The sequence below is a fragment of the Gallibacterium salpingitidis genome, from assembly GCF_030517105.1.
GTDB classification, from domain to species: Bacteria; Pseudomonadota; Gammaproteobacteria; order Enterobacterales; family Pasteurellaceae; genus Gallibacterium; species Gallibacterium salpingitidis.
In genome coordinates this window covers 1,530,791-1,544,847 of the sequence record NZ_CP103875.1, presented here as the reverse complement: position 1 = coordinate 1,544,847, position 14,057 = coordinate 1,530,791, and the positions used below count along the sequence as shown (strand labels likewise).

The 14,057-nt window shown below is 37.1% G+C and carries 10 protein-coding genes and 1 pseudogene; 4 read left to right on the top strand and 7 right to left on the bottom strand.

Going from position 1 to position 14,057, the window contains the following annotated elements:
• The first annotated feature begins 64 nt into the window (after positions 1–64).
• From NYR30_RS07485 to NYR30_RS07470, 4 genes are all read left to right on the top strand, one after another.
• Complete coding sequence (locus NYR30_RS07485) at positions 65–286, top strand: hypothetical protein (RefSeq protein ID WP_065232392.1); 222 nt, start codon at positions 65–67, stop codon at positions 284–286.
• 94 nt (positions 287–380) lie between these two features.
• Positions 381–620, top strand: coding sequence for a DUF4160 domain-containing protein (locus NYR30_RS07480; RefSeq protein ID WP_065232393.1), 240 nt, complete (start codon positions 381–383; stop codon positions 618–620).
• Complete coding sequence (locus tag NYR30_RS07475; RefSeq protein WP_302500375.1) at positions 604–852, top strand: DUF2442 domain-containing protein; 249 nt, start codon at positions 604–606, stop codon at positions 850–852. Before NYR30_RS07480 ends, NYR30_RS07475 begins: the two co-directional genes overlap by 17 nt.
• A 113-nt stretch (positions 853–965) precedes the next feature.
• Positions 966–1,895, top strand: coding sequence for an ArdC family protein (locus NYR30_RS07470; protein ID WP_302500374.1), 930 nt, complete (start codon positions 966–968; stop codon positions 1,893–1,895).
• 847 nt (positions 1,896–2,742) lie between these two features.
• On the opposite strand, the gene NYR30_RS07465 is transcribed toward NYR30_RS07470, so the two are convergent.
• The 7 genes and pseudogenes from NYR30_RS07465 to NYR30_RS07435 form a co-directional block, all read right to left on the bottom strand.
• Positions 2,743–3,147, bottom strand: a complete 405-nt coding sequence (locus NYR30_RS07465; protein WP_302500373.1) for a hypothetical protein — start codon at positions 3,145–3,147, stop codon at positions 2,743–2,745.
• A 104-nt stretch (positions 3,148–3,251) separates the two neighbouring features.
• Entirely contained in the window at positions 3,252–3,404 is a 153-nt protein-coding gene (locus tag NYR30_RS07460) for a hypothetical protein (RefSeq protein ID WP_302500372.1), read from the bottom strand.
• A 312-nt stretch (positions 3,405–3,716) separates the two neighbouring features.
• Positions 3,717–4,433, bottom strand: coding sequence for a hypothetical protein (locus NYR30_RS07455; RefSeq protein WP_302500371.1), 717 nt, complete (start codon positions 4,431–4,433; stop codon positions 3,717–3,719).
• Between the two features lie 84 nt (positions 4,434–4,517).
• Positions 4,518–4,820, bottom strand: a pseudogene (locus NYR30_RS13710) (VENN motif pre-toxin domain-containing protein); the annotation flags it as partial.
• 28 nt (positions 4,821–4,848) lie between these two features.
• Complete coding sequence (locus NYR30_RS07445) at positions 4,849–5,541, bottom strand: hypothetical protein (protein WP_302500370.1); 693 nt, start codon at positions 5,539–5,541, stop codon at positions 4,849–4,851.
• Complete coding sequence (locus tag NYR30_RS07440; RefSeq protein ID WP_302500369.1) at positions 5,542–8,877, bottom strand: hemagglutinin repeat-containing protein; 3,336 nt, start codon at positions 8,875–8,877, stop codon at positions 5,542–5,544. It abuts the gene before it with no gap.
• Complete coding sequence (locus NYR30_RS07435; protein WP_437125216.1) at positions 8,877–14,054, bottom strand: two-partner secretion domain-containing protein; 5,178 nt, start codon at positions 14,052–14,054, stop codon at positions 8,877–8,879. Before NYR30_RS07435 ends, NYR30_RS07440 begins: the two co-directional genes overlap by 1 nt.
• Positions 14,055–14,057 lie beyond the last annotated feature (3 nt).

Below are 14,057 nucleotides of genomic sequence, written 5' to 3'. Positions count from 1 at the left end.
ACCCTTGAGCGGGAAATATCTTCCCGTTAAAAGGTGTGATATTTCCTGCATTATTGGAGGAAATATGCAAGTATCTATTCATCATCAGGTTTTGTCTGAATGTTCAAAACCGTCTTTCATTAGTGACTTACAGAAAAAAGCACTAAATAGTTGGCTTTCAAGTAACCAAATTGAGCCAGTGCGTTTTTTAGGTCAAACATCAAATTATGAGGGTTATAAAACCTATCATTTTTTTGAAGTTTCTCCACATCAAACATTGAAAAATGTATTGGTCGTGAGAGGATAAGTGCGAAAGAAGCATTTAAAGAGGTGACAAGTCAATTTTGGATTGACTTCTTATTAGTAGATAGTCAATATACTTTAAAGGTTTTGAGGTGCTTATGCCGATCATTTTACGATTTAAAGGTTATAAATTATTCTTTTATTCTAATGAAGGTATGCCATTAGAACCCCCTCATATTCATGTAAGAAAAGCAGGTAATGAAGCCAAGTTTTGGTTAAATCCTGTATCTTTAGCAAGGAATGATGGTTTTAATGCAAAAGAACTAAAAGAATTATTAATTTATATTTCAACACAGAAAGAGTTAATTCAAGGATATTGGTATGACTATTTCAGCTAAAAATGTTTATTTTGCAAAAGATTGTATGTGGGTTGAGCTTAATGATGCCAGAACAATAGGTGTACCGCTTGCGTGGTTCCCTCGTTTAATGGCAGCAAGCCCTGAACAATTACAAGATTATGAACTTAGTCCAAGAGGCATTCATTGGGATGACTTAGATGAAGACATTTCGGTAGAAGGTCTTTTGAAAGGACAAGGTGATTTTAGTATTGCTGCGAAACAATCTGCATAAACATAAAGTAATAATGAAAATATAATTTTCATTATCAATTCATATTTACCCATCAGGGAAACACTATTCCCTGTGGGCATAGTGTCTCCCTATTTTACATTAGGAGAATCACTATGAATACTCAAAGTCAAAAATTCGACATCTATCAAGACGTAACCAATCGCATTATTGCGGCCTTAGAGAAAGGAACAATGCCGTGGGTTAAACCATGGATAGCTGGATTACCGCAAAATGCTGTATCTGGCCGCTATTATAATGGAATTAACGTTCTATTATTACAAATAGAAGCGGAAGATAAAGGTTATCAATCAACAAAATGGATTACCGCAAAAGCAGCTAATGAACTAGGGGGACATATCCGCAAGGGAGAAAAATCTACTCGAATTGTGAAATATTGCCCAATAGAAAAAGAAAAGCATGATGATAATGGTGAAGTGATTCTTGATGAAAATGGAAATCCAGAAATAGAACATTATGCAATTATCAAAGGTTATCCAGTGTTTAATATTGAGCAATGTGAAGGATTGCCAGAATATCTATTTTTAGCGGAAAAAGAGCCATCTGAAATTCAGAAAATTGCAGAGGTAAAACAAATACTTGAAGGAATGGGGATAAAAGTAAAACATTATTGTGGTGATCGAGCTTATTATCGTCCTTCATCAGATAGTATTAGTATGCCGACAATGAAAATATTTTGTTCTGAACGAAGCTATTATAGTGTGCTGTTACATGAAATGATCCATGCAACAGGGCATAAAGATAGATTAAATCGAGAAGGTGTGACCTCTAAAAAATCGAAATTTGGTAATGAACTGTATGCTTTTGAGGAGTTAATCGCTGAATTAGGAAGTGCTTTTATGTGTACTGCACTTGGGTTTGATACTATTTCATTCAATGCTAGTTATATTGATAGCTGGATAAAGGTATTAAAATCTGACAAAAAAGCGATTTTTAAAGCATCGGGACATGCTCGAAGGGCTACTGAATACTTGTTTGAAATTCGTGATGTTATGCGATTATATGAACAAACTGTTGCAGCCTAATAATTTACATTAAAGCATATAATATCAACGTTATATGCTTTCGTTTTTCCCTCAGGGATACACTTATCCCTGAAAGGGCATAGCGTATCTCTGTTTAAACCTATATTTAAGGAGAATACTATACCAAATTGGTGTGAAAATAATTTTTCATAGATTGTTTTTTCTTGAGAATTTAATTTGTTCATTTCTGTTATATATTTATCTCCGATTATTTAATATAATCCTTCCAGCTATATATGCCAATCCATACCCAATCAGAGTCTCCTTCAATTTTGAGATAAAAATGTTAATGCTCAGATTTAATTTTCCATAATATATTATCCAATATAGTTCTTCCACCAATATAAAACCAACATAAGCTATAAGGAATGATAAAAAAATATATAAAAATCTTTTCATTTCTCATCCTCTTTCTTCTGAAAAGAATTGATCTTGTTATCAATAGATGAACTTATGCTATTAGATAATATTTGTCTGACAATTACGTTCGTTCCATTTTTTATGAAAATATTATCAGAAATATTAGAAGCAGCTATATTAGTACTTCAGTAATCAAAACTGATTGAATAAAACTAATATCATCAGTAATCATATAGAAAATAATGAGCTAGTGTAGAGTCTATTAGTTATTTTTTAGAATCACCTAACAAATTCATTAATTTACCAGCAATAATCAAACAGCAAAACAATCCAAAGGCTTTTGGAATTAGTAAGTAGAAAATTTTTATATCAAAAATAAAATTTCCTGAATAATAAAAATCTAATAATCTTAATAAGAAATAAGCACATAATAATATAAAATAACAATATATAAAAAATATAAAAAATTTAAATATTCCCTGTGATTTCATTTTTCATCCTTACTATTTAAATTAGAATAATTTGTATCTACATTTTCTATATAGGTTCCTATAATTGTGCTAGATAAAACAGCTTTAATTCCATACAAACCAATTTTATTAGCCAAAATGGAAGAGCTGTAACCAGCTGCAACTCCTAAGTTTTTCTTTGTTATATCTTCAAGTACTTCCTTATCATTTTTAGTATTATCATTTGCAGATACAATGCCTTGATAAATTGTATTAATAGATAATTGTTTTGATAGACTTTTTCCTGCCGTGATCCCACTTAAAACATAATTCATCATAGCCCCTTCAGGCGTAAATTTATCATTATAAACATCAAATCCTGTTGAAACTGTTCCAGCAATCAGAGTTTCACTTGCTATCGGATGTTTTCCTATCCATTGCAATGCAGGAGAGACTTTTCCAATGGCATTCTCTGCTTGCAGAGCAGTGATAAAGGCTCTATCACTGATCCCTCTAGCAAGCGTTTCAACAGTAGTAACCCCTTTAATTATTGCGTTACCACTATTCCAAGCACCGCCAATCCCTCTAAAGTGGATTTACCAAATTGATAATCTAATGAACTGTAAATCCTATGTGCAGCTTGGTATTTTTTATCTAATTCAGGGTTTGAATATTCTATTGCAGGTCCTGTCACATCCATTTTTAAAATATTCTTGGCGGTTTCAGGTTTCCAAGCTGCCGCTTCAAAATTGAATTCTTTTTATTGCTGTTTATCCATTCTTAATATATTTAAAAAAACCTCCTGATATAACATCTCCTAGCAAAATTAAAACAAAGCCTTTTTCTATACTAACTTGCAAAATAGTTTTATGTATTCTTAATATGTTATCAATAAAAAACACAATACTATATTCATTGCAAAAATAAACTATCCCCGCTATCTCAACTAATATTAAAGTTAATAAAAGCAGAACAAAACATCTACGAAAGAATCGATAAATAAACATCATTATTATTTATCCTCTTTCTTTTCATCAAAATATTTTTCTAATAAAGAAGGGTATTTCTGAATAGTTTCAGAAATATAATTTCCTAAAATTGGGTATTTAATTTTACTACCTACAAAAGAACCAATTCCAGCCAATCCAACATCTTGTCCTACATTACTATTATTTCCTAGTAAACTTACACCCATAGCAATACCCATATTGACACGAATAGCATCAAAACTATTTAATTTAGGTGTTATTGCACCTGCAAATCCAGCTCCACCTAACTCGTACCAATTAAACTCTTGACCTGATAACAATTGTAATGATGCATTACTTCCTAAACCGATAGCTGTATTTTGTACAACTGGATTACTCGCTACTTTTTGTAAAGTTGGTGCAACTATAGTGCCTATTGCTTCAACAGTAGTAACCCCTTTAATTATTGCGTTACCACTATTCCCAAGCACCGCCAATCCCTCTAAAGTGGATTTACCAAATTGATAATCTAATGAGCTGTAAATCCTATGTGCAGCTTGGTATTTTTTATCTAATTCAGAGTTTGAATATTCTATTGCTGGTCCTGTCACATCCATTTTTAAAATATTCTTGGCGGTTTCAGGTTTCCAAGCTGCCGCTTCATTCACCCAATACATGAGTTGTTGATATTCTTGTGGGGTTAATGATGTTGGGTCTTGCTGATATTTAGTCAGCAAGGCATCAGAGACTTTATCTTTCATTTTGATGCTCGTAATACGTTCGACATCCTCTGGTGTTAATACTTTTTTCTGAGCAAGTTTTTCTAGAATAGTAATCTCTTTTTCAGAAAGGAAATTATTCTCAACCGCCCGTTTACCAATCTCTGCTGAACTAATCGCCCCTGCGGTACTGTCGCTAATTAACCCGCCGGCTAAACCACTAGCGAGTTGGCTTAAGGTGGATACTGTTTGTTTTTGAGCTTCGGTAAGTTGGTCTGGTGATTTTTGGTAAAGCTGTTCTGTGATTAGTTTTGCTGCTAACTCACCACTGACCGCACCAGCTGCTCCTGCAGCAGAGTTGTTCCCTGTGGCATAGGCTTCGATTGCACCTAATAGAGCATGGGCAATTAAATTTGCTTGGGTATCTACATAGTGAGTTAATTATATTATTAATTTTTTATTTATTATGATTGTGATATTGTTTTAACTCTTCTAATTCTTTAATAAATTTTTCCCATCTATTTTGTTTAAAATTGCAATGAGTTAACGTTATATTATTTTCTTTTAAAATATTTGTTACAAACTCAGGATAATATTTGAATAAAATCTCTGATGCATCATTGATATTCCAATAATTATGTTCCTTATTTTTTACAATACAAGAAAGATAATCTCTAACCAACGGTAAATATTCAATATGCCCAGCTTCAATATTATAATATACATCTGAAATGCTAAATGGGATAATTTTTGCTATATTTATAATAGTTTCTATGCAAGAATAAATTTTTTTTCTGATTGACTGTATATGTTCATTATTTATTTTGTATGAAAAAGATATTATTGCCTCTAATATATATTTATAATCCTCACCATCTAAATAATTATTTCTAATATCTTCAAAATTTGGATTAAGTAAGAAATTGCTAATATATATGAATCCCCTATCAATACCCCAATAACATAATAAACAACTAGCTTTATATACAAACCTAAATTGATATTCATGTTCATGATCTATAAGGTAGATTAATTTTTTTATTCTTTCTTCAGGAATATATTCTAAATCTACCTCTTGAAGTAACTCATTATCAGCTACTCCCTCTGGAAGAGAATATAATAATTCATTTATTTCTTGATCGGTTAACATTTATTTCCCCTCCTCGAGGATAATATAATTTTTTGGTAAGCATCCTTTAATTAGGCATTCCCCATCTCTATTAATATTATCTAAATCACGCAAAGCCCTTCTTAGTTTTTCTGAGTTATTTATAGTAGGATTATTTGAGTATCTAATTTTTGCATCTTCTACTCTTTTTGTTAAATACTTAACTAAATCATTATGTGAAACTATTTCAATATTTTTCACATATCCTTCTTGAATATCTTTCTCTAATTGTGTGAGATTCACACTAATTCTATTACTACCATATGTTTTTGGCTGTTCAGTATATCTTGGATCTGTAAAAGAAATATAAGGTGTATTTTCAGAATTTCCTCCTCGAATATGGTTTTCTATGCTACCACTACCTTTTGGATTTGCAGGAATCAGATTACCATCCATATCAATCCTTGCTTTAGGTTGACCTTTAGCATTAATAATGGATAGGAAGTCATCATCATAACGATAGATAAAAGTTGCGTTCTCATAATTTGTTGTTTTTCCAACAATTGGAAGTTTACTAACTGATTTATCAAGGATGTTTTTTATACCATCAGCGGTAAATTTTCCTATACCTGCTATTCCTGTAACAGCACTAATAGCCCCTAATTCATTAGATAAATAAACTTTCATCCGAATTAAGTCAGCTTCATCTCGATAGCCCTTCGCTTCTAATTCATCTGCTTGTTTGAGGGTTTCTCTCGTTTGCGAGCTAATTGTTTCAATAGGAGATTGTACAAATTTCTTTATCTCTTGCCCAATTTGGCTCAGTTGTTCTTTTGCTTGTACATTGCCATGTACAACTGCATCAATAGTCAACTGTGTTAATAACGCAGCCCCTTCAATTTGTTCTTTTGACATTTGAAGTAGTGCTGTTTTTGCAATATTTTCCATCCGTTGACTTTGTGCTTCACCATATTGAGTAGCCACTTGGCGATACTGGCTATTCATTACAGGATTATCTGCCTCTAGCATATACCCCTGAAAACTTTTAAAGGCAGCAGAAAGTGTGACAAGTTCACTTGCACATTCTGAACTCATACCTTGACGACAGGAAGCATCTAAACGGTTATTACGTTCAATATCTTTGAGATGGAGTTGAGTAATTTTATCTTGAATAGCTTGGCAATTTTTTCCTTGTGCCTCACATTCCGCTTTTTCTTTCATCAAACGGACTAACTCTTCGGCTTCGTGCCTAAATAGATAGTTATTCTCAACCGCCCGTTTACCAATCTCTGCTGAACTAATCGCCCCTGCGGTATTGTCGCTAATTAACCCGCCAGCTAAACCACTAGCGAGTTGGCTTAAGGTGGAGACAGTTTGTTTTTGAGCTTCGGTGAGTTGGTCTGGTGTTTTTTGGTAAAGCTGTTCTGTGATTAGTTTTGCTGCTAACTCACCACTGACCGCACCTGCTGCTCCTGCTGCGGCATTGTTCCCTGTGGCATAGGCTTCAATGGCGCCCAATAAAGCGTGTGCCATTAGGTTCGCTTCAAGATTGACATTGCCATCTTTATCAGTGGTCGCTTCTTTGATTTGATGATTGATATACGGTGATAAACCACCTACCACTGCTTGACTTGCATCACCTGTCGCTATCCCTTGTAAGACACCTGTGACCGCGCGTACTGCAAGTTGGATTTCTCCACCTTGTCCATACGCTTTTATAACGTCATTGGCGAGCCTTTTTTGTTCTAATGCTGCCGCATTCGTTTTATCTTCTTTAAGAATGGCTTCCGCTTCAGCTTTTTGGCGCTCTGCTTCGTCTAATTTTGGTTTTAAGACTAAGGTAATGCCATTATTGGCAATATCGCCTATCACTTGTGCCATCTCTTGACGAGCTTTCATTTCCTCCATATCCGCTTTCTGTACGCGTTCATTCGCTGTTGCGGTATCGCGGGATAGGGTAGTCGGTATCTCACCTTGTTGGGTAGTAAGCTGGATATTGCTACCGATGGCACTGTGTGTGGTGCTACTGTCTTGTTTATGAATATTCCCTAATGCACTTAATCCCGCTGCAAAGCCATTGGCAATATTTTGATTCATATTGGTGGAGATACCCGCACTGACGCTTTGCACCTTCACTTCGCTCTGATTTGCTATCGACTCTGCACTTAAACTTCCCGTTGTAAATTGGTTGTTTTCTGCCTTCGCTTGGCTTTCTACTATCGCTCCTTTTAAGTGGGTATTGCCTGCCACATTAACATTTAAGCCTGTTGCACCTGCTTGAATACCGCTTTGCGTTTCAACTTGAGCATAATTGAGCTTCGCTTTGTTCAGGCTCATATTCGCACTGGCATTGGAACCACTACCATAAATCGCCACTGATGCAGATACGCCCGCTTGAACTTGTTGGCTGTTATAGTGGTTGCTATCTTGACGGCTTTCTATCACTAAATTTTTGCCAACCTCAATATTGACCTTATCACCCGTCACAACCGCACCTTGTAAAGTGGTATCTTCACCACTGCGTAAGTTCACCGTTTGACCAGTCACTGTCGTATTACGTTGTGTTATCGTATCGCTGTTTTCATAGCCTTTACCTATCTGAGCAGAACCTTCTATGCCAAAGCCATAACTACCGCCGCTTGAACCGACAAAAACACCTGCACTCCAACCGCTATTTTTATTATCACTACGTTGGCTTGTGCTATCTTGAGCAGAGGAGAGATGGATATCTTTTGCCGACGTTAGCGATGCACTGTTTGCCGCTTGAATGGTTGAACCCACTACGTCAATATCACCTGCCGTCGTGGTGAGATTGATATTTCCGGCATTGAGAGTACTGCCTTGATGTACCACTTGTGTGGTTGTACTGCTAGATGAAGATTTGCTTGAACCAATACTGACGGAAACTTTAAAGTCTGCTTTTTGTCCAGATTGTACTGCATCAACAGTTTTCTTTGCTTCTTGAGCGGCAATGGCGCCTTCTTGTGCGGCTTTGATTTCATATAAAGCTTTTAAGCGACTGTCTTTCACTTGTTGACTACGTGCCAGACTTTCTCGCGCTTTCATTGCCATGTCAGTTGTTGGCGTTGATAAAGATACCGTTAAGCCAGATTGCTTAAATTCGTGCTGCTCTGTACTTTCGATAATATCTTTACCCGCTTCCACTTTAAGCGATTTTGCGGTGATATCAATTGTCTTGTCAGGTTGAGCAATTAAGTCAGTGCCTAAAATAGTCGCCTGTTGACCAGCAACTAAAGTCACATCACCGCCTAAGCTACCAATAGTCGCGCGCGCATCGGATTGGGTTGTTTCATGATCAGTGTAATCATGTTTTTCTGAACGACTACCAATAGTAAAACCTAATCCGCCGCTACTCATTAAACCGGATTTTTCTTTGCATAAAAATCATCTTCTTTTCTGGTATTTTTAGCCGCTGAAATATCAAGTTCTTGAGCTTGTAATGTCACATTTTTGTCTGCAACAATTGTACTGCCTTCAACAGCAACTTTGCCTTGATTTGCCAGCAGGTGAACATTATTGCCTGCTAATTGAGAACCTTCCGCTACATCATATTGGTGATCATGTTTAGTCATGATAGTGGTACGACTTAGCAGACCTTTATCCGTATGTTTGATGCCTGAAGAGAGTTGCTCTTGTTTTCGTGCTGCATCGACATGGATATCACCTTGTTGACTAGCCAGAATAAGATCCTTTTTCGTGTCAATCTGGGTACCGCGTAAATTAATATCCTTTTGGGCGAGTAAGGTAGTGTTGCCTTTTGCTGTCAATGTGGTCGCAATATCATTATGTTGATCGAGTTTCCAATAATTGTCGGCATCCATAACATAATGTTCTTTATTGATTTCTGCTTGAGTACCTAATGTCAAGTTACCGCCGATATAAAGTGTTGCATTGTCAGTGTTTATCTTGACTGCATTTAATTGCGCATCACCTTGTGTGGTAAGAGTTAAATCATTTTTGACATTCAGTTGTGCTTGTTGATCAAGTTGGCGACGATAAAAGGTGCCATTATCTTGATTCTCACTAAAACGACTTTCAATCAGAATAGTATTAGCCGCTAAATTGAGGTTATTGGCAGTTAAAGTTCCACCTTGTTGGTAGAGACGATTGGTGATGTTGAAATTTAGTTGATCGGCGGTGATAGTGCCATAATTCTCCAAGTTTTGTGCAGAAATTTGTGTCAAATGGCGTCCTGCAATCAACCCGCTATTTTTCACTATCCCATCCATAGCCATATCAATCTCTCTTGCAGAGATAATAGCACCTGTTGGCTGAACATCGACATCACGTTTGACGAGATAAACTTGAGGGACAAGCACTTGAACTTGAGTACCGTCCTTTAAGGTGACGGTTTGAGGCGCAAGCCATACCATATCTTCGGTTAATTCCTGCATTTGTGCAGCACTAAGCGCAACACCAGGAATAAGTTGATAACGTTGTGCATAACGAATACCGGCATCCATTAATGCCTTGTATTGCTCATAATCAGAGGTGTAATTACCTAAGAAACGTTGTCCCGTTAATTGATTAATCTGTTCATTCACTAAACGTTGCTCGTAATAACCATCCCCTAATCGTTTGAGCATGGTTTGTGGATCTGCACGTAGGGCATCAAACATATAATCTGAGCTTAACCATTGGCGTTGATTAGTAAAGCGAGGATCAGTTTCAACTAATACATGGCTGTTAGTGGCAAGATTTAAACGATATAAACTTGCTTGAGGCAATAACTGATTCGGTAATACTGCACGTACGTGAGGTACTGCACTCAATGGCGTACTTTGAGTGAAATCCACCTGTAAATGATTTAATGCGGCTTGTTGAGCAATAGTTTGCTGACGAATCGCTGTTCCCGTTGGTTGAATAGCCTGTCCGATAGTATTATCTACAATCTTAAAGTTAAAATATTCAATTGGATGAATATGATGATAATCCTGATAATTCTCTGAACGATGTCCATAACGAGGTCTGAAAGGGTTCTTGTCTTTATAAGCAACCATCATAAAACTCTGACCATCATCTCGGCGATGGATCTCACCAATTAAATCTTCATTGATTAATTGAACATGATTGGCGGTTAAGGTTTCATTTTTAGTATTTTTCCTAAAGCGTTGTTCGCCTAAGGTTAATGCTTTACCCACTAAAATTTGGCTATATTGGTTGTGAAGTTGATTGCCATTAAGTGAAAGATTGCCTGCAATCAGAATTTTAGCGGGGTCGCGATGTTCAATGGTAGTGGTATCCGTTGTTCTGGTATATTCCCAGCCAAACCAATCATTTTGAGAGGGACTACGGCTGCCATCATAAAAGGCAAACCACGCTTTTCTGCTTTTCCTTGTCCAATCCAATTCGCCTTCAACGCCTTGACGATAACGTCGACTATTATTATTTTGCGCATATTCTTCGAATTTTTCTTTATCTGTGTGAATACCAAGACGTAAGTGTAAATCGTGATTCCATAAGCGTTGCGTATTGATATTGCCATTTCCTAATGCTTCAACCGTTGCACTACCATTATCCACAAACGTGGCTTGTCCAGTGGCATGATAACGATCATCCAACGTACCACCAATATAGAGATTACCTTGACTTAAAATCAGAGCATGATCGTAGTTAGTTAGGGTACCTACACCGAGATCTAAGCGTTCGCGTGCGGCTAAGGTAGCTACTTGATCTTGTTCAGGTAAGTTATTTAATGTATGAGCTTGAATGGCGAGCTGATCACCATAAATTCTACCACTGCCAAGATTATCTAATTGATTAGCAAAAATAATATTTTTGACGCCATCAATTAAACCGCGATTAAGCAAATACTCGGTTTTTAACAGTGTTTTTTGGGAACTTAATTCACTTTGGACTGGATTTTCAATGGATTTTGCCTCGATCGTTAACCCTTTTCCTGTAACGAGTTGTGTCTGATTCGAAAAATGGTTATCTACTTTTAAAGTCAATTTGCCATCGACGGTAATTGGCGTATCTAAACGGAAGTCATTATGAATTGAGAGTTTCGCATTAGCAGCACTTTTTACCTGCCCGATGTTTTCCCACTGTTTTAAGTTTAAGGTTAAATTGCCATGACTTTCTATTACACCTTGCTGGTTGTCTAGTTGTAGCTGATTACCTTTTACTTTTAGCCTATTTAATGACAACAACTCACCTTGTTGGTTATTGAATAGCTTAGCCACTGTGGCATTGAGTGCTTGACTCACATAAGCACCACCAGATTGGTTAAACCATTGATCGGTTTTAATCTCCACAGTATTCGCAAGTAACCCTTGTGTTGGTGTTTCATTTTGTGCTTTGGTTTGTTGGTTCAATAGTAATGGGGTAGTAATGCGTAAAGTAGCTGCTTGGATTAACGATCCTGTTTGACTTAGTGCTTGGTTATCTAACTGTTGTTGGGCGGTGATGTCAGCCTGGTTTGCTTTGATAGTTCCAGCACGATTGTCAAGTTGTTGGGTTGTAATATTTGCTTGATTAGACTGGATAAGTCCAGTTTGATTATCAAGTTGTTGAGCAGTAATAGACAGCTGTTCAACCGCTAATAATTTACCCTTTTGTTGGTTAGTTAAATTGGGTGCCGTAATGGTTAAATGGTGCTGACTTTGTATTGTCCCTTGTTGATTTTGTAGGATGTTCGTAATGAGTTGAATATCTTGTTGTGCGGAGACTAAACCAGCTTGGTTATTAAAAGTATGCTGTTGTGTATTCAAGTATAAGGATTGTGGTGTGGTCACCACGCCTTGTTGATTATTAAACTGAGCACCTTGGTAATTTAAATCACCGAGTGTACGTAACACACCTTGCTGATTATTTAATCCTTGCGCCAATAGAAAATCTAAACGATTGGTACCGGTTTGTTGCCAATAGCCATGTTGATTGTTAAGTGCATTTGCTTGAACGATAAAATGCTGGGCTTGTAATTGAGCATTTGGTGTGGCAAGGGTAGTCGGAGTATGTAAGGTAGCCGTTTTATCAATTAAAATTTCACTATTAGCTAGGTAAATATCTCCCTGTCTAGCGAGTAAAGTAAGGCGATTGGCACTGGTTTGACTTTGAGATAAATCTATTTCTGCCGCTTCAATTTGAAGATGATCTGAGGCAAGATTTTGTCCGTGTGCAATCGTATGTTGGTCAGCAAGAAGATGAAGTGTTTGTCCTTGTTCGCTATGTGGATTAATTGTTTTTTCTTCTGTTGTTGCCGTTGGTGTAAACTGTACACCCGCAGCGAGAACAGCGTCAGTTGAAGTTTCAATATGCTTCGCTTGATAAGTGATATTCCCTTCTGCCAAACTCTCACCGGATTGACTAATTGTTTCCTTGGCTTTTAAGGTAATATTGCCTTTCCCTTGTGCTTTGCCTTTGGCAAGCAAACTACCTTGTTGCTGAATCCCTTTCTGTTTACTGGTAGTTTGCAGATTTCCTTGTTGGCTATACATCACGCCAGACGCCTGATTTTCCATCTGATGTTGACTTTGCAGAGTAATATCTTGTTGGGCACCAATATAACCGGTATTCACTAGTTGCCCTTCCGTTGTGACTTTTACTTCACCTACAGCAGCACCAATATGGCCCGCGTTACGTACGCCTAAGCCATTTTCTGTTCCAATAAGGTGAATTTTATTGGCATACATACCACCTAATTCAGCCACATCAACCGCATAGCCAACAGGCTCGGTCGCGTCACCAGCCTGTATCACTTGGATACTGTCATTTTTAGCTGAAACCTGATTTTTTCCAGTCGTGACTTTTAATTCTTTTGCCCAAATCCCGGCATTGACTTTCACTTCTTTAGCGATGATGTCGGTATAATCCTGACGGCTGGTATCCATTCCTCGGCCAGAAACAGTGACAGCGCCTTTTTCTACGCGATACCCGGTGACTTGTCCATTCTCAATTTGTACTTCACCTGTGGTAAAGGTACTGCGTCCTGCATTAATCACCCCGCAGCCTTCGCAATGAATCCCACTTGGATTGGCAATAATCACATCGGCTTTACCGCCCGCTACTTCAATATAGCCTTTTAGTTGGCTTGGTTTGGTGGCATTGACCTCATTTAATATCACTTTGGCTTCGCCACCGACCAAATACGGATTGGCTTGTACCCAGCCACCTTGCTCGGTCTGCACATTCTTACGGCTATTGTTGAGAATTGCCCCTTTTTCGGCGACATCAAACTGTTGATATTTATTATGTGATAAGCCTTTATCATTTGGGGTTTGAATATTAACTTGCGGTAAACCATTTGCTGTTTGCAAAACGATCGGTTGTTGGTTTTTAGGCGCACTACTATCTGCTCGAATTTGTAATTCATCTGCTTGAGCGGACGCTAAATAGAAAAAGCCTAAAAGACTATATAATCCAATAGTAAGGGGTTTTAATGTCCAGCGAGGACGTTTACTAAGTGTAAGCGAAGCGGAATGACAAATTTGACTTTCATGTTTGGCTTTACCTTCGCGTGTCGCGATTTCTGACACCACGACTAAACGTTGTAATGTTTTACTAAAGATAATGCGATAAAGATGTTTATTCATCAT